At 32.5% G+C, this 16,554-nt stretch carries 20 protein-coding genes; 8 read left to right on the plus strand and 12 right to left on the minus strand.

Going from position 1 to position 16,554, the window contains the following annotated elements; all coding sequences use genetic code 11:
- Genes ACE94K_RS15645 through ACE94K_RS15660 form a run of 4 tightly spaced genes read left to right on the plus strand, consistent with a single transcriptional unit; the run spans position 1 to position 3,262 of the window.
- Entirely contained in the window at positions 1 to 1,275 is a 1,275-nt protein-coding gene (locus ACE94K_RS15645) for an ABC transporter permease (RefSeq protein ID WP_378174275.1), read from the plus strand.
- The gene (locus tag ACE94K_RS15650; RefSeq protein ID WP_378174277.1) at positions 1,275 to 2,198 is read left to right on the plus strand and encodes a hypothetical protein; all 924 of its coding nucleotides are present in this window, start codon (positions 1,275 to 1,277) and stop codon (positions 2,196 to 2,198) included. The genes ACE94K_RS15645 and ACE94K_RS15650 overlap by 1 nt, the downstream gene beginning before the upstream one ends.
- Positions 2,195 to 2,572 carry a hypothetical protein gene (locus tag ACE94K_RS15655; RefSeq protein WP_378174280.1) on the plus strand — a complete coding sequence of 126 codons (378 nt, stop codon included), beginning with the start codon at positions 2,195 to 2,197 and terminating at the stop codon, positions 2,570 to 2,572. The genes ACE94K_RS15650 and ACE94K_RS15655 overlap by 4 nt, the downstream gene beginning before the upstream one ends.
- A 42-nt stretch (positions 2,573 to 2,614) precedes the next feature.
- Positions 2,615 to 3,262 (plus strand): thermonuclease family protein, encoded by a 648-nt coding sequence (locus tag ACE94K_RS15660; RefSeq protein ID WP_378174283.1) that lies wholly within the window; start codon positions 2,615 to 2,617, stop codon positions 3,260 to 3,262.
- 3 nt (positions 3,263 to 3,265) lie between these two features.
- Here ACE94K_RS15660 and ACE94K_RS15665 read toward each other — a convergent pair whose 3' ends face one another.
- From ACE94K_RS15665 to ACE94K_RS15700, 8 genes are all read right to left on the minus strand, one after another.
- On the minus strand, positions 3,266 to 3,835 hold the full coding sequence (locus tag ACE94K_RS15665) for a hypothetical protein (protein ID WP_378174287.1): 570 nt from the start codon (positions 3,833 to 3,835) through the stop codon (positions 3,266 to 3,268).
- Positions 3,836 to 3,952: 117 nt separating this feature from the next.
- A complete protein-coding gene (locus ACE94K_RS15670; RefSeq protein ID WP_378174290.1) occupies positions 3,953 to 4,264 on the minus strand; it encodes a hypothetical protein in 312 nt (103 codons plus the stop codon).
- Between the two features lie 83 nt (positions 4,265 to 4,347).
- Positions 4,348 to 5,559 carry a radical SAM protein gene (locus ACE94K_RS15675; RefSeq protein ID WP_378174293.1) on the minus strand — a complete coding sequence of 404 codons (1,212 nt, stop codon included), beginning with the start codon at positions 5,557 to 5,559 and terminating at the stop codon, positions 4,348 to 4,350.
- Between the two features lie 128 nt (positions 5,560 to 5,687).
- Positions 5,688 to 5,903: a hypothetical protein gene (locus tag ACE94K_RS15680; RefSeq protein WP_378174295.1), complete on the minus strand. Its 216-nt coding sequence runs from the start codon at positions 5,901 to 5,903 to the stop codon at positions 5,688 to 5,690.
- 224 nt (positions 5,904 to 6,127) lie between these two features.
- Positions 6,128 to 6,553: a hypothetical protein gene (locus tag ACE94K_RS15685; protein ID WP_378174297.1), complete on the minus strand. Its 426-nt coding sequence runs from the start codon at positions 6,551 to 6,553 to the stop codon at positions 6,128 to 6,130.
- 144 nt (positions 6,554 to 6,697) lie between these two features.
- Positions 6,698 to 7,093: a YchJ family protein gene (locus tag ACE94K_RS15690; RefSeq protein ID WP_378174300.1), complete on the minus strand. Its 396-nt coding sequence runs from the start codon at positions 7,091 to 7,093 to the stop codon at positions 6,698 to 6,700.
- Positions 7,086 to 7,256 (minus strand): hypothetical protein, encoded by a 171-nt coding sequence (locus tag ACE94K_RS15695; RefSeq protein WP_378174303.1) that lies wholly within the window; start codon positions 7,254 to 7,256, stop codon positions 7,086 to 7,088. Before ACE94K_RS15695 ends, ACE94K_RS15690 begins: the two co-directional genes overlap by 8 nt.
- A 37-nt stretch (positions 7,257 to 7,293) precedes the next feature.
- Complete coding sequence (locus tag ACE94K_RS15700) at positions 7,294 to 8,040, minus strand: DUF2293 domain-containing protein (protein WP_378174306.1); 747 nt, start codon at positions 8,038 to 8,040, stop codon at positions 7,294 to 7,296.
- A gap of 118 nt (positions 8,041 to 8,158) precedes the next feature.
- Between ACE94K_RS15700 and ACE94K_RS15705 the strand changes: the two genes are divergently transcribed.
- Positions 8,159 to 8,410: a hypothetical protein gene (locus tag ACE94K_RS15705; RefSeq protein ID WP_378174308.1), complete on the plus strand. Its 252-nt coding sequence runs from the start codon at positions 8,159 to 8,161 to the stop codon at positions 8,408 to 8,410.
- 350 nt (positions 8,411 to 8,760) lie between these two features.
- Here ACE94K_RS15705 and ACE94K_RS15710 read toward each other — a convergent pair whose 3' ends face one another.
- Positions 8,761 to 10,047, minus strand: a complete 1,287-nt coding sequence (locus ACE94K_RS15710; RefSeq protein ID WP_378174311.1) for a type II toxin-antitoxin system HipA family toxin — start codon at positions 10,045 to 10,047, stop codon at positions 8,761 to 8,763.
- Positions 10,041 to 10,370, minus strand: a complete 330-nt coding sequence (locus tag ACE94K_RS15715; protein WP_378174314.1) for a helix-turn-helix transcriptional regulator — start codon at positions 10,368 to 10,370, stop codon at positions 10,041 to 10,043. Before ACE94K_RS15715 ends, ACE94K_RS15710 begins: the two co-directional genes overlap by 7 nt.
- 293 nt (positions 10,371 to 10,663) lie before the next feature.
- On the opposite strand from ACE94K_RS15715, the gene ACE94K_RS15720 reads away from it, so the two are divergent.
- Positions 10,664 to 10,987 carry a hypothetical protein gene (locus ACE94K_RS15720; protein WP_378174317.1) on the plus strand — a complete coding sequence of 108 codons (324 nt, stop codon included), beginning with the start codon at positions 10,664 to 10,666 and terminating at the stop codon, positions 10,985 to 10,987.
- A gap of 25 nt (positions 10,988 to 11,012) precedes the next feature.
- Entirely contained in the window at positions 11,013 to 12,626 is a 1,614-nt protein-coding gene (locus tag ACE94K_RS15725) for a hypothetical protein (RefSeq protein ID WP_378174320.1), read from the plus strand.
- Positions 12,627 to 12,667: 41 nt separating this feature from the next.
- Here the strand turns inward: ACE94K_RS15725 and ACE94K_RS15730 are convergent, their stop codons facing one another.
- The gene (locus ACE94K_RS15730) at positions 12,668 to 13,501 is read right to left on the minus strand and encodes a DMT family transporter (protein ID WP_378174322.1); all 834 of its coding nucleotides are present in this window, start codon (positions 13,499 to 13,501) and stop codon (positions 12,668 to 12,670) included.
- 274 nt (positions 13,502 to 13,775) lie between these two features.
- Between ACE94K_RS15730 and ACE94K_RS15735 the strand changes: the two genes are divergently transcribed.
- Positions 13,776 to 14,735, plus strand: coding sequence for a hypothetical protein (locus ACE94K_RS15735; RefSeq protein WP_378174325.1), 960 nt, complete (start codon positions 13,776 to 13,778; stop codon positions 14,733 to 14,735).
- Between the two features lie 87 nt (positions 14,736 to 14,822).
- On the opposite strand, the gene ACE94K_RS15740 is transcribed toward ACE94K_RS15735, so the two are convergent.
- The gene (locus tag ACE94K_RS15740; protein WP_378184294.1) at positions 14,823 to 16,547 is read right to left on the minus strand and encodes a SulP family inorganic anion transporter; all 1,725 of its coding nucleotides are present in this window, start codon (positions 16,545 to 16,547) and stop codon (positions 14,823 to 14,825) included.
- Between the last annotated feature and the right edge of the window lie 7 nt (positions 16,548 to 16,554).

Here is a 16,554-nt window from a genome sequence, read left to right on the forward strand (position 1 = left end):
ATGGAGTCTGTAAAAAAACTATTTACACTTAAAAAAGTTGAGTCTAAATCTAATACTTCAAATAATAACGAAGAAAATCAAGCCGAACAAATAAGAATAACATATTATCAAAGTGGTTATGGTGCTTCTAAAAAAGCATCAGGAAGTCCTATTACGTTAAGAACTGGTCTTCATAATTTATATAATAGTTTTGAAGATCAGTGCAGAAAACAATTAACAGAACAACAGCGTTTAAAACAGCCTTACAAAGAAGAACAAGAAAGACAAAGAACTGAATTAAAAAAAAGAGAAACTGCTATTGCAATATATGAGGAACAAGAAAACAATATTAATAGAGATATTGAAGTCAAAAAACATGAAATGGTTGATGTTAAACAAAACCCAGATCATTTTGGCATCGATGCTGATAAAAGACCAAAGGCACAGTTTTACATAGGACTTTTTATTTTACTTCCAATTTCTATTTACTTATTGGTTTTTTATATTTCAGCATCATACTCTGCTTTTTTTAAAGAATTTTCTAACGATAGCTTAACCGCAGCTATCTTTGATCCTAATGCACTTACTAATGCTATAAAAGCTAGTTGGCTAGAAGGGTTATTAGTGATAACCATCCCCTTTGTTTTTATGGGATTGGGTTATGTCATTCATATGGTTCAAAAAAGGAAAGGATTCGGTAGTTATCTAAAAATAGGTCTTTTGTTTCTTGTTACATTTCTTTTTGATGGTTTATTGGCTTATATCATTGAAAAGAAAATTTATGACTTCAACCGAACACCCAGTTCTGATCCTTATGGTTTGCAGATAGCATTGGAAGAGGCGGAATTCTGGATGATAATCTTTGCGGGGTTTGTAGTTTATATCATTTGGGGATTAGTATTTGATTTTGTGATGAAGGAATATGAAAACGTAGACAAAATAAAAGCCTTTATAAGAGCTAAAAAGGAAGAACTTCAAAACCTTTTGGATAAGAAAACCGAATTACTAAGTAACATAGATAAAATAAAACATGAGATAACTTCGATTACAGGGAAAATATCAGAATTACAATCCCAAATTGATGGGTTTGTTTTTCCAGTCAAAGAGTACCTTCATTACCATTATCAATATAAAGAAGGATGGTATCAGTCAATAAATGCTGAACTAGCTCTACCACATGACAAAAAACAGGAGTTATTGGATGAATGCGAAAAGGTATCAGCTGCTCATTTAAATGAGCATCAATTGAATCAAATAGATCATCAGCATCTATTATTTACTAAAAAACAACTATAATGAAGCAATTATACACATATTCTATAGCAATCTTGATGATTTTTTCGTGTGGTAAGGAAGAACAAAAAAAAGAAATAACATCATGCTTTGAAAGTAAACCAATACCCAAAATATTTACTTCCAATAAAAATCAGAAGGAAAATCTAAACATAAGTATACTTTTGGATCTTTCTGATAGAATTGACCCTAAAAAATTTCCAAAAGAATCAATGGAATATTATGAAAGGGATGTTGAATATATACAATCTATAGCCGAAGCTTTCAACTTTCACCTAAGGACAAAAAGAATTAATCAAATGAATGACAAGATTCAACTATTTTTTGATCCAGAACCTAAAACAAAAGAAATTAGTGATATCTCCAATATGTTAAAATTTCAAGTTGATAAGACTACTGTAACAAATGATCTATTATGTAGTATCGATTCAGTTTATGCAACACTTCCGATCGAAATCTATAATCAAGCAATCTCTGATAATGATTATGTAGGTTCTAATACTTGGGGATTTTTCAAGAACAAAGTTAAAGATTATTGCATTGAAGATAAAATCAGGAATGTTCTAATTGTATTAACCGATGGTTATATCTATCATAAAGATATCAAACGTCAAGATGCTAACTTAACCTCTTATTTAATACCCCAGTATATAAAATCTAAAAGGCTAAATACTGAGGATTGGAAAAATAAAATCGAAGATCAAAATTTCGGATTCATTCCTGCAGCAAATGACCTCTACAATCTGGAAGTACTGATTTTAGGGTTACATCCAAATAAAGACAATCCTTATGAAGAGGATGTTATTAGACTTTATTGGAAAAATTGGTTAGCATCAATGAATGTGAAAAGATTTGCTATTAAAAATGCGGATCTCCCTTCCAATATGGATAAAATTATTAAGGACTTTATACTATTAAAAAAATGAAAAGATATATAGTACTGCTATTCCTTTTAATCACCGCCTCCTATCAATGTCATTCCCAAAGCGTAGAAACCACACTCTACTTAAAAGAAGAATTAGTAAAGCAGCGAGATGAATTATTACAACAAGTGCGGGATATTCAAAAACGAATTGACTCTATTGACCAAAAGTTAGGAAATAAAAGCAGCTACAAATCTGATAAACAATACTTTACGAAATCCGTTAACTATAGTAATTCTCTAAATAGCAGTACTACCAAAAAGAAACGAAATAAACCTAGAACTACCAGAAGATATATTCGAGGTTCCAGAGGTGGATGTTATTATATCAATTCTAATGGTAATAAGACCTATGTAGATCGTAGTATGTGTAATTGATGTAAAAAATGATTAATTTAATCCTTAGAAAATAAGAAGCCTATGAGTCAATATTTACACTTTTTCTTGTCGATGATCACTCTGATCACGATTTTCGTCTCTAATAAACTACCTGACAAATTTGAGGCTAAAGTTATTGGTGTCAAAGATGGAGATACCATAGAAGTTTTGTATAAGAACAAACCCGTGGTAATACGATTAGAACATATTGATTGTCCGGAGAAAAAAGAGGCTTATTGGAAAAAAGCTAAACAATTTACTTCTAATTTTTGCTTTGGGAAAATGGTCAAAGTAATATCAAAAGGAAAATATGATCGGTACCGAAGGCTTATAGCTGAGATCGTGTATCAGGGAAAAACACTGAATAAAGAATTGGTTACAAATGGATTCGCTATTCATTTTAAAAAGTATTCTTCAGATATTAATTATGATACTTTAGAAACCATTGCAAAGCAAAATAATATCGGAATCTGGTCACAACATAAAACGAAAAGCAACGATAATCAGGAAAAGGAAAAGACCAAATGTAAAAAAGAAGTATATATCTGCAATAGCTATACCAGCAAGACATATCACTACAAAAAGAAATGTGGTGGATTGAGTAATTGTAAAGACAGTATAAGAAGTATCTGTAAAGAAAAAGCCGAAAAAAAATTCGGTAGGGTTTTATGTGGCTTTGAAGATGATTAGCTACTAATACTCTGCCAATTCCCTACGTATTTCGTGCAGTGTTTTATTCGTATTGATCAACTCTAACACTACTTCTTTTCTAAATTCATCCAGATCATCGTAGTCATAATATTTAGCCCATTTATGATCTTCTAATAGATTTTTGATCTGTTTGATTAATTTGCGAGTAGCGTCTACAGGTCTGATTATCGCGATTTCATCATAATCAGGATTATCCTTATGCTTATAGGTCACTGTTTTGGTTGTAAAATCAACCGAAATGTAATAGGCATCCACATCTTGATCTAAATTTTCTCTAAAATCAGTCCAATCTGCATATCCTAAACGAAGATCATCAATCTCCACAGGAATTTCTGAAACCAGCCTCCAATTGCATTTAGCTGCTCTTCCCCAATGATTGGATAATCGGTATACTCCATTAGTAGTATAATAATACGTACTACCGGATTCACTTCTATAATTTGGTTTTCTTCTGGAGATTTCTCTTAAGCGTACTCCCTTAAATACACAATAAGTGTTTTTAAAAAAATTATTACGAGTAAACTTCTTTGCTGTGGTTCCTTGCTCTTCCAATGACTACTTTTTTTCCGAAGGCAAATAAATCGTTTTTTAATCAGAATACGAAATGAAGTTTTTAACAGATTTTTGTTGGAAAATAATTTTACAGCTGATTATCAATACAATAGTGAATTACTTTTTCTTAGCTCCCAAAAGAAGATACACACAATATCCAGCCACATTGCCTATAAAGATTCCGATATAATGTGGTATTGCAAATAATGCTTCATAGAAAATACCTGTTTGTTTACCAAACCTTCTGGCGCAGGCTCTACCGATATACGACATACGCCACCAGTGTATGGTTTTATGTCCGTTTCGACCATCACGATAGACTTCTTTTCCAGTAGTGTATACACACCGAAGATGCCCTCGTAGACTGCATTGATCCACTGTAGCAAACTCACCCATAGTGTAGTCTATTTCTTCTTCCTTATTTTTCATCTATACCCTTGGAATTAATCATTTCAAAAAGGATTCTTTGGTATAGTCCTTATTTCATTTAGAAAATTACAATCAGGATAACATTAATTTCTTGCAAAATATTCTAATTCGTTGCTAAATGGAGCTTCTGTTTTCAAATCATTTATAAACTCGACAATATCCGAACTATTCATGGGAGTCACATTTTCATTTGAATAGGTCTCAGGAAAAATATTCATCAAGGTGTTTTGAATATGTGAAATTAACTTTATCAGATCTTTGCAATACACCGATGGATTATTAAATCCATTTTCTTTTTTAAAGCGATGTACTAACCTTCCTCCCTGGCAAATATCTCGAATCGGACAATGAAGACATTTATTGTGTAACTTGATAGTACTATCTTCAAAATAGAGCTTTCCCAATGGTGATTTTTTAATATCCGAAAAATCATTAAACAACACATTCATACCTGATTTGGTAAATCCATGACCACAAGCTTTTAATGAATCGATCGCTTCAATTTCGCCGTTTGTTTCTATTACCAATACAGTAGATTCGTTATTACTATTTTTCCCAACACCCAATAATCTATTGATTAATCCAATAAACATAGGTATTTTGTACCTTTCGGTATCTTGCATCCAAATATCAAATAGCTGCATCAGCCAATCAGCCATTGCTGTTTCCTCTTTATCAAAAGGAAAATTATCGTGCGTGTAGTCTGGAATTAAAAAATTTACAGAATTTACTTTCATCATTTTAAAGCTATCATAAATAGCTTTTGGTTCTTCTTCAATATTAATAACACAAACTGTATCTGCATACCCTATGTGATCATTAAGTAACTTTACTGCACTACATACCCTATCATAACTTCCATTTCCCTTATGATCTACTCTAAACATGTCGTGTGCTTTTTTGGTTCCGTCCACACTTATGCTGGGATATATTTGTAGTTCTCTAAATAACAAACTCCATTCTTTATCAATCAAAACTCCATTGGTCTGTACATCATATTTAAAAAGAACTCCTGGCAATTCTTCCTTAATGCGATTCGCTTTCTTGACAAATGTTCTGTAAAAATCTTTTTCTATTAATAGAGGCTCGCCACCGTGAAAAATGAAAGAAAATTCGGTTTTATTATACGCAGTAATATATCTTTTGGTTTTATCCAAGATCGAATCAATCATATCGTAGGACATAAATTTAGGTTGTCCTTTATACGTGGTATCCCCAAGATTATACATAAAACAATAAGAACAATTGAGATTACATCTACTGGCCACTTTGAGTATTAAAGCATCGAATTGCATAAGAGATATTTTTAATGAGTTAGTATGAAATATGAAATACTAAGCGAAGTTCGGAGATATTATGGTTGTACAAGTAAGTTTTTCCGGCTTCGCCTAGTATCCTTTAGATTGCTTAAACAAGCAAATTTTTACCTAATTTCCGCAGGAGTCCCTACAGCGACTGCAACGCATCGTTGCAGTCTTTCTGACCAAATCTGACCATCTGCACATCGTCTACCACCACTAGTAGGATAGTAAATTATAACAGGAACATCTTCTGCTCCTCCTAAAATAGCTTGCATGTTTTTAATCTCTTTTAAAGAAAATTTTTCTAAGCCTCTGGGTAATAAGAATACCTTTTTCATTATTTGTATGTTTAGATTTTGCCTACTCTTGATGATTTTCGGCTACCTCAAAAAGTTGTAGTAATCAAGCGCGCGTTTTGATAGTACATCTTTATATACACAAGGAATTTTTTTGTTACCCTTTGTAAATGAAAAAGGTTTTATAAATCTAAAAATGAAAGAAAAAGAAGTTGTGGAAAACCTTTAGATACTACTGTACATTTAAAACTTATATCTAGTTCACGCTAAATATTGTTTTTACGATGGATCAATTCAAAAAAAATAAGTAATAAAATGCCCAATATGAATCCTTGTATAAAAAACAGGAAAATACCATAAGTAGGAAAATTTAAAAAATCAGAACTACAGTTATTTGGGAGGTAATCTCTATGGAAGCCGGACAGAATAATTACAAAACGTTCAAAATAAACTCCTAATTTCAAACAAACCGCAACCAACAAAATATACCAGGGTTTACTTCCTATTTTTTTTATTAACAATGTAAAAGGCAGTATAGAGGAAGAAAAGAGCATAATCCAATATATTGCCCAATATGGTCCAACAGCTCTGTTAATAAATGCAAACTCATTTGGTAAGAAGGTGATTGCAATGATAAAATGAAGAATAGATACTATGGTATACAGAACAATACTCCATCGTATGAAATTCAAAACCTGTTTCGTTTTAAATCTATTTTTGAAGATAAATTCTATAATTATTAGAGTCATCAACAATGGAAATAAACAAAAAATAAAATTTGTATCTACGATGCTTATGATCTCGTCGTATAAATTCATTGGATTACTAATTCTGATTTATGAATTATCAGATTCTCCCAGATATACCCAAAATCCATTTTCTTTTACAAATTTAGAATTCTCGTGAATTATTTCTAGAGCTCCATTTTCAAAATAAAAAGCTTTAAACGCTACTGTTCCTTCTTCATCAGACTCAGAACCTTTTGAAGAATTTAAGACTTCTAATTTGACCCAATTTACCGATTTAGTCCATTTTACAATAGACTTCTTTTCTTTTAAAGGACGCGTAGAACTGTGATGACTTTTCATCAAATAATCACCATCGGCCACAACAAAAGCGCTATAACGGGATCTCATTAAGTCTTCTGCAGTTCTTGCCAGTGTAATATCCTGATGAATTCTTCTACAACAAACATCATAAGATAATAGTCTTCCACAATGACATTTACTCATGTTCAGGAGTATTTTGTTTAGACTCGTTCATTTTTTGCACAATCACCTTGAGTCGTTCTGCTCTCAGCTCTTTTTCCTTCCTAAGCTTATTCTTTTTGCGATTCATAAGCTTGGAGTGTTTTGCTTTATTGAGCGTGTTCTTTTCTCTTCCTTTTTTAGCCATTTATAGAGTATACGTATTTATATCATTTGAGAATAGATTACTTCCATCTATTTAGAATAGTATTAATGTCGGATTTGACATTTACTCTGATCTCTTTCTTCCGTTTTCCTTTATCAAATTGTTGATCATAATTGGTTTCTGTATGTCGTATATGAGCTTCAACCGCCAAATCTATCATTTTAGTATCAAACTCTTTTGCCTTGGCAGTTCTACCTACCCGACCACTATACTTTTCGCAAGCGTGTAAAGCAATAGCAAACTCTCGTTTAACTGGACAATTCGGATATTGAACTCTGATTGCACGAGCAAAATTAATGATAAATTCCTGATCTTTTTGTTTTCTAATGATAGCCGCTTTTTTATTCTTAAGATCTCTTACAGCCTGATCTTGTTCACATTCTAATCGTGCTTTTTCTATTGCCACGGGTTCTACCAATTGTCCTTTACGCTCATATCTTTTTCTTCGTTGATTCCAAGCTAGAACTACTCCACAAAGTGTAGAATACTTCTTAGATCTTCTAGTCATGGCGACATTACCGGGAGGTAACAATACATACCCTACAAAAGGAGAGCAGTTGAAACAAGTACCTTTATGATTTTCACTTTCTGCTACAAACGATTTTCCTAACGGAATCTTTTTACCACAAGAAACACAGGTTAGTTTTTCCTTTTTGGTAAGAAATATATTTTGTGAAACTACTGCCAATTCAATATAAATATTTGATGCTAAAATAAGGTTTTCTGTGTTTTTCGATAAACCTTTATTGAAACATTTGATTCCCAAAAACAGTAATTTTTAACGTCAATTAGGGGAATATATAGATTTTTTATGCTTTTTAGTTGGTGTTGTTACGGTTTTTCCGTAGATTGGTCTTGCCTTTAAATCTTAAAATCATATACTTATGCAAAAAACTACCCTGGAAAAGCGTTTTAATTCGCAAGACTTATCAGAAAAATATCATCACATTTGGAACAATGGAATACATCTATTTTCTATCAATGATGCCAATCGTGATTTTTACTACAGTATTTTTTACATTGACTTTTTGTTTGCAGAAGTCATTTATAACAAACTTAATGACGAAATTATTGCTATAAAGAGCTTTACCGACAAGTCGAAATTAATGTTCTATCTAAGAGAAGATTTTAGTTAAAAAACGTATTTTTTTGAGTATATGAGTATGGAAACACTTAGTTTAGTTTCTAAATTAAAACATTTTGCCCCGCTTATTACAACTAGATTTTGAATATTTTGCCCTAAATTATTCACCAAATTTCCTCTGTACTCGTATGCTCAATAAAATATCATAAAGTGAGTTCATTTTTACTTTTGGGATAAACCATATTCTCCATTTTAAGCACTTATACATTTTCAGTATCAGCCTGACCAGGATGGCAGCTAATTCTTTCTAGAGCCTTGGGGTTCAAAAGAATATCAAATGAGCATTGATGCACTCGAAATTCGACTACTTACCATAATCCGACAATATTTTCAACACTTGTATTATAACTCAGTTCTAAATGCTTTTTGCAACTTATTTGCTTGGTCTATAGGGATTCCTGCCTTATCTGCATAATCATGCCAATTGGCTACTACATCCAAAACTTGTTGTATGGCTTCTTTGTTCTTTTTGAAACTTATTTTATCTCCCACGATAAGCAAATCTCCTAGAGTAAACCCATCTCTTTTTCCATTTATGGACATTTGGTGCATACTGGTCCAAATACCGGTAGGATTATAGGAATATGTAATGTCATAAGCAGGAGCTAATTTCCATACACCCTTTTTATCCATTAAAAATGAAATATTCTTAGTATGGTCATCTTGATTTCTGGCAATAACATTCAGTAACATTCTTTTATAGAGCTGAATAGCATCTTGATGTGGCAATCTAAGCTGTCGCATGATTTCAAAAGCATTTTCATACGAATATGCTCCCGGAGATTTATAATCAAAATGTGCCAAGGAACACAGCGTTTGCATATGTAATTTTTCATTATTTGGTAAACGATCGAATCGTTTGGTCATAAAATGAGCTCGATTGTGTTCTTCAAACAACTGAGAATGTTCCATCTGAATTCCACAATCCAGAGCCATCAGATAGTATGCATATTCGATCCTACCATATCCTTGTGGATCGCCAAGAGATACATCATTAACACCATCAAATTTAAACAGATAATGTTCAAATCCTTTCGGGACATTGGTTTGTCCGGATCTAATCTCATTAGTCGCTGCATTATAGGCAATAATGGCTTTGGCTCTTTGTCCTCCGGCAGAAGTACCTACTTTTATTAATTCGTTTAAGTGTTCGGTTTCAGAAATGTTGAGTTCAATTTGTTCTCTAGAATTTAGAACTCTTTGTGCAAGTGTTACCAATTTATCGATTTCTACGGTACTTGCTATTTTCTTGCCGATATTCCTTGCTGGTTGAAACTCTAATGCTCCCATGCCCCGAGTTCCGATATAACACAAACGATCTAAAGGTGTAAACTGAGTTTTAGGAATATTGTTAAGTAATAGCCACTGATCTATTAATCGATTCCCAAAATCATCAGGTAATACGTCTGATAACATCCCTGGTAAACCTTTAAAAGTATCTTCATTAAGACGCGGAAAATTGTAGATTCGCTTCTCTGAATTACGAATGGGCATATGGATAGGCGAAACATCCCAATTATTTTTCAGGAAATCTGAAAAGAATTCAAAAGACGCATACTTCTTATTGGTGTCCCAGCTTAAAGCCCCCAATTCTTGTCCCCAAAGGGTTATTTTTATAACGTCTACCATGATGATTTCTTTGGTTTATCAGAAGAACCGCCAGAAGCTCTTTCCCTCTCCTTGCCTTTTAATTTCAGTAATTCTACAGGACTTATTCCTGGATCAGGTAAAAATGAACTCAAAGAATCCAATTCTCCAAACGCCCTGAGAATCTGAATAAATGTGAGCAAAGTGGTCGATTTCCCGGATTCAAAATTCTTAATAGTTTGTACGTGAACTCCTGCTCTCTTAGAAAGTTCTTCTTGGGTTATATTAAGATTAAGTCTTCTTTTTTTTACACGTTGTGTAAGTTCTAACAAAACATCATCATCCGAAAGCTTATTAAAATCCATAATTTACATTTTAAAGTATACCAAAATATACTACATGATACATAATATAATTTAAAGTATAATTATATATATGTTAAAAATTATATGTTACAAATATAACAAAGTATATATAAATATACACAATTATTATTATTAACAAATAAAGTACAACTAAATATACTTTATACAATAAGTTTGATTTATATAAAAATACAGTTAAAACCCCCTTTTTAAAACTACTTGATATCTCTATTTTTACATCTAACGTATACACCTACCTATAAGTCTAATTGCCTCTAAAAAAAACTTGAGGTATGCAAAACTATATTCAATTACGAAGTATCTGTGTGCTATTTGCATTAATGATAAGCTTTCAAAGCTGTATGTCAACACGTGTTGTTAGTGAATACGACAATGATTCTGTTGTAAAGTATACAAAAACCTCCTGGAGCTACGCTTGGGGATTAATAACACCAAAGGATATTGATCCTGGATGTGAGTCTAAACGAATGAATTCTGTTACCAGCTCCACTAATTTAGGATATATATTGATTTCTGCGATTACTATCGGTATCGTAGTACCGCAAACTGTAGAATGGGAATGTGCTCCGGTAGACACACCAATCGAAGATTTGTAAGTATATATCTAACAAAACAACCAACATGGCATTACCAAAAGGCATCGAAATACTTCCTATTACATCTTGGGAAAACAGACATCAGAATTTTACTCAAAAACTGACAAAAAACGCTTCATTTAAACTTAGAAATGATCACTCATTATCTAAAAGCTCAGAAAAATACAAAGCAACCACCAAAAATATTCAATGGTTAATTGCTCACGCCATAAAAAATAAAATTCGGCTTAGAGCCATGGGCAGTGGTTGGTCCTTCTCTAAAGTTGCAGTTTCCGAAGGAGGAATCATTGATACAAAATCTTTACGTCTCTCCTTTTCTATTTCCAAATCATATGTATCCGATCCTTATTTGGATCAAGGAGGTATTCCTGAAAACTTATTTTTCACACAATGCGGAATGTCCATCCTACAATTAAATTCAAAGCTTGAGAAGGAAAAGAGACCTAATAGATCCATCAAAGCATCAGGTGCTAGTAACGGTCAAACTATTGCCGGAGCTTTATCTACAGGAACACACGGATCTGCGTTTAATGTAGGATCCTTACAGGATTTTGTAGTCGGATTACATCTAATCATTGGAAAAGATAGGCATATTTGGCTCGAGCGTCACTCCAATCCTATAATGTCTGACAAGTTTGTTGATTGGCTTGAAGCAGAAAGAATTCAGGACGATATTTTATTCAATGCTGCATTAGTAAGTTTTGGTAGTTTTGGTTTTATTCACGGAGTTTTAATAGAAACCGAGCCGAAATATTTATTAGAAGAGCATCGCATCGATAAAATCGCATACAACGATACATTAAAACATACAATGAAAACACTGGATTTCTCGGGGATTCATAGTCTTTTGCCATTTCCGCAGTTTTCTCCTGATAGAGAGTTGTATCATTTTGAAGTATTGATCAATCCCTATGATTTTAAACCAAATGATACAGATAAAGGAGTATATATTAAAGTTGCGTACAAAAGAAAATACAGAGACAATTACACTCGTAGAACCAGAGATAATAACGGATTAACCTATGGTGATGATTTATTGGGTCTAATACAAACAATGATGGACAGTCTTGGAGGATTATCAACAAAGTTGGTGCCAAGCCTGGTAAACTTATTATTTCCCCTTGCATACAAAGAAACTGCAGCTTTAGAAGGGACTATTGGTGAAACCTATAACAATACTAAATTTAGAGGTAAAGTAGCGAGTGCTGCTTTAGGAATAGACATAAAGGATAGTACAAAAGTAGTACAGGAAATATTAAATATTATTGATGATGGAGATCCTTTTCCCGGTGGAATATCATTACGATACGTAAAAGGAACTGAGGCGTTATTAGGATTTACAAAATTTCAGAAAACCTGTGTACTAGAATTAGATGGTGTAGATTCTAAGGTTACTCGTAATTTTTATGAAAAATTATGGGACAGACTGGAAGCTAAAAACATTTCTTATACACTGCATTGGGGTAAAATAAACTTTAATCTTAATTTCGATCGAATACAGAATATGTATGGTGCTGCCACAGTACAACATTGGATAGATGCTCGCAATCACCTATTAGACGAAGATACAAGAGCTGTATTTACCAATAAGTTTTTAGAACTATGCGGTTTACATAAAAAACCCGGAGCAATTGTTTAAACTAAACATGTGTTTTTTTGAAAATCAATTTTTTTTAAATTTTATTTAGGACGATAAAACATATTAAGAATCAGCCCGGTAATAACCATAATGGTTCCTACAATACTTAAAAAAGGATAGCTATCTCCAAACAAAAATATACCTGCAATCATTGTAAAAACAACCTCCATATATTTTAAAGAAACCACCTTGTTTGTTACTTGCGACTGGAACGCTTTTGTCATAAACAATTGTCCGAAATACCCGAAAATACCTAAACTTAATAACAGACCTAACTCGATCCCCTCTGGTGTTTTTTTCCAATTAAATATTGAAAGAACCCCTCCTAATAGCGTTGCAATCCACATAAAATAATTTACAATGACAACGGGGTGATCTTTTAAGCCTATTTTATTAATTAATACATAAACAACACCACTAAACAATGCAGACAGGATGATAAGCAATAACCCAATAGAATTGATATCGGTATCAAATCCTTTAATCATTAAAACCCCAAAAAAGGCAAGCAAAAAGAACAACCATTGTATATTTTTTACCCGCTCCCTAAGAAATATCACCGCTAAAATAGTTGCAAAAATTGGAGAAAGATACCTAAGAGATACGGCTGATCCAATTTTGAGATACTCTACTGACATAAAAAACAGCCCCATAGATGTTACTCCGGCTAAACCTCTATATACGAGAAGTTTTTTTTGATTACCGAGAATTGGTATTTTATGATATAACAAAAAGGGCATCGTAAAAAACAGAGTCCCAATTGATCTAAAAAAAACAAGTTGGTATGCACTATAACCAATAAGATATTTGACGAGCAAATTCATAGCCGTAAAGGATATGGTGCTCAGAATCATAAAATAGATAGCTTTTTTCAAGTGTTTTTCACTTTCTATATATCAAAAAGATATTTTCTAATAATGGCCAAAGATAAAACTTGCCCGGTAATTATTTATCATATACAGCATGTGTTATTCTTAAAAAAACTACTAAACTGATGAATGGTTCTATTTTTTTGGCTTTCTTTTTGATAATATAGGATTAATAAATACAATGTTGAAAAAATTAAAACGTTATGAGAATATCAAAAATGACTTAAGGTTTTAAATTATTTTTACTAATTTACGCAACAATTAATGCCCCTAACCTACTATGAAAAAAGTATCCCCCATACTTATATTACTGCTATTTCAGGCAATGTACGGTCAGTCTTATAAGATTCTGGATTCATTAGAAAAATTCCCCATTTCTTATGCAACTATATCATTCGGAAATGGAAACGGATTATTTGCCGATGGCGATGGAGTTTTCCAATTTTCTAAAAAAAGATATAGCGATATCGATTCTATTTATATATCGGCTTTGGGTTATAAGAACAAAGGATTAAGCACACTTAACTTACCCAAAACAATTACACTAACTCAGGATATTGCAGAACTTCAGGAAGTAGTTGTAAAAGCCGAAAACTTGGGTAAATACAAAACAAAGAAAAAGAATTCCAAAATACACGATGACTACTTTAGATGTTGGTTGCCAACTGTAGAATCAGAAATTGCGGTGTTTTTCCCAAAAGATCCGTTAAAATCAACCAAAATTGCTTCAGTTTATTTACCGATTATGATGGAATCTTCAGGTTCTACTGGTAAGAAACAGTCTTTTTCAACTTTATTTAAAATGCAGTTTTATCAAAATGATGATGGCTTTCCGGGTAAACGATTACCTGGTGATGACATTATTTTCAGGATCACAAACAAAGATAAAACTAATTTTGAGTTAGATATTTCTGAATATAAAATTTTTATACCCAAAAATGGTGTATTTGTTTCGATACAAGTGTTGGGATATATGGATAAAGAAGGAAAACTTCAACATACTAAAAAATACCACGAAGTAGAAACTCGAAAAGGAATTGTAAAAGTTTCTACAACATTTAGACCATTGCTTCCTTTTACAGATAAGATTGAAGATAATAGAACTTTTACCAGAAGAATATTCTTTAAAAATAGAACCTGGCAACGTTTTGATGAAGAATATAGTGAAAACAATATCCTGATTCAAAAAGGATTTATGAATTATGGTATGGGTATTAAAATGCACGTGTACGAGAAATAGGTATGATGGACGTAAGTTAACGGTTAACGGAAATTGTGATAAAAAACCTTTCAGGTCTTCCTTTTGATCTATTTTTTAATTTCCTATTTAATCTAAAAAAGATCTTTTCTTGTTATGCTGAACTGCTACTTCTAAAGATTTTTTCTGAATTGCCTTACTTTCGGTATATATTACAGCGTCTTCAATATTCAAAAAATTATGTTGTGCTCCCAAAGTATCCGTAAAACCAGATCTTTTCATAAAATCCCGTACAGGCCCTATGGTACCTGAAATTAGTAGTTGCACACCCGATTCTTCTAAATATCGATGTACATCTTCTAAAATATGTAATCCAGTACTATCAATATCATGTATATTCGAACTATCTAAAATTAAAAACTCGGGTAATGGGTTTCTTTTTTTGATATACCCTAGTATAGTTTCTTTAAAATAACTAGTATTTGCAAAATATAGCTGATCATCGAATCTAATAATCAGGTACTTATCAGACTGTTTGGCTTCAGGAAATCTATTGATATTACGATAATAGTGTGTTCCTGGAATATTTACTAATTCGGCTATATGAGGTCGTGAGCTATAATATTGCAAGAATATATATGACAGTATCACCCCAATAAAAATTCCTTTTTCAACGCCAAAAATCAAAGTCCCGAAAAAGGTAATAATCATAACGATAAACTCTCTGCGTCTCAGTTTCAGAAGATGTTTAGCTTCACGAAAATTAATAAGTCCAAAAACAGAAACTAGTATAATTGCTGCTAAAACAGCTTTGGGAATATAGTAAAAAAACGAAGTTAAAAACAATAACGAAATCACCACCATCATCACTGTAATTATAGAAGAAATTGTAGTCTTACCTCCTGCTTCATCATTTATTGCTGATCTGCTGTAACTCCCAGAAGAAGGAATCGCCTGAAAAAAGGCACCGATTATTTTAGCAATTCCTAAGGCTAATAACTCCTGATTAGGCTTTACAATATGATCTCTGTTTTTCATTTCTATAGATTTTGCAATACCAATACTGCCCACATATCCAATAAAGGTAACTGTAAGCACAGTTGGAATCAATGCAATCATTGATTCATAATTCATTTCAGGAATGCTAAAAGATGGCAAACCTTTAGGAACATCTTCGATTACAGAAAGCCCTTTATTTTTTAAATCAAAAACTATGGTGATTACCGTAGTTATGACAAGTACAAAAAGTGCTCCCGGAAAAGATCGTTTCCATTTCTTCAGTAGTAACATCACCAATATTGAACCCAAGCACAGGCCAACAGTAATTGGATTAATCGAAGAAATATGATGTATTACAAATCCTATGGATTGGTGCGGATAATCAAAATTTGGAATTTGCATTCCTAAAGACTCGCCAAGTTGAGAGATGATAATAATAATGGCTGCAGCAGAAATAAATCCCGAAATTACAGGTTGCGAAATGAGATTAACCAAGAATCCCATTCTTAAAAAGCTAAATATCAACTGTAATATTCCAATCAATAATCCGGAAAAAATTACCAAATTGATAAATTTTTGTGAGAATGGCTCTGCTAACTGACTAACACCGCTCATTACCAATATTGCAGTTACAGCGACCGGACCAATACTTAGTTGTCTCGATGTTCCGAAAAAAGCATATAAAATCAAAGGAATTAAACAAGCATATAAGCCATATATGGGTGGTGTACCCATTAACAAAGCATAAGCAATTGCCTGAGGGATAAGAACCACTCCTACCGTAATTCCGGCAATAGCATCAGCTATAAAAGTTGCTTTGTTATACGTCTTTAATGACTCTAAAACCGGAAATATGTTGTAT

The sequence above is a fragment of the Aquimarina besae genome, from assembly GCF_042434905.1.
Lineage (GTDB): Bacteria > Bacteroidota > Bacteroidia > Flavobacteriales > Flavobacteriaceae > Aquimarina.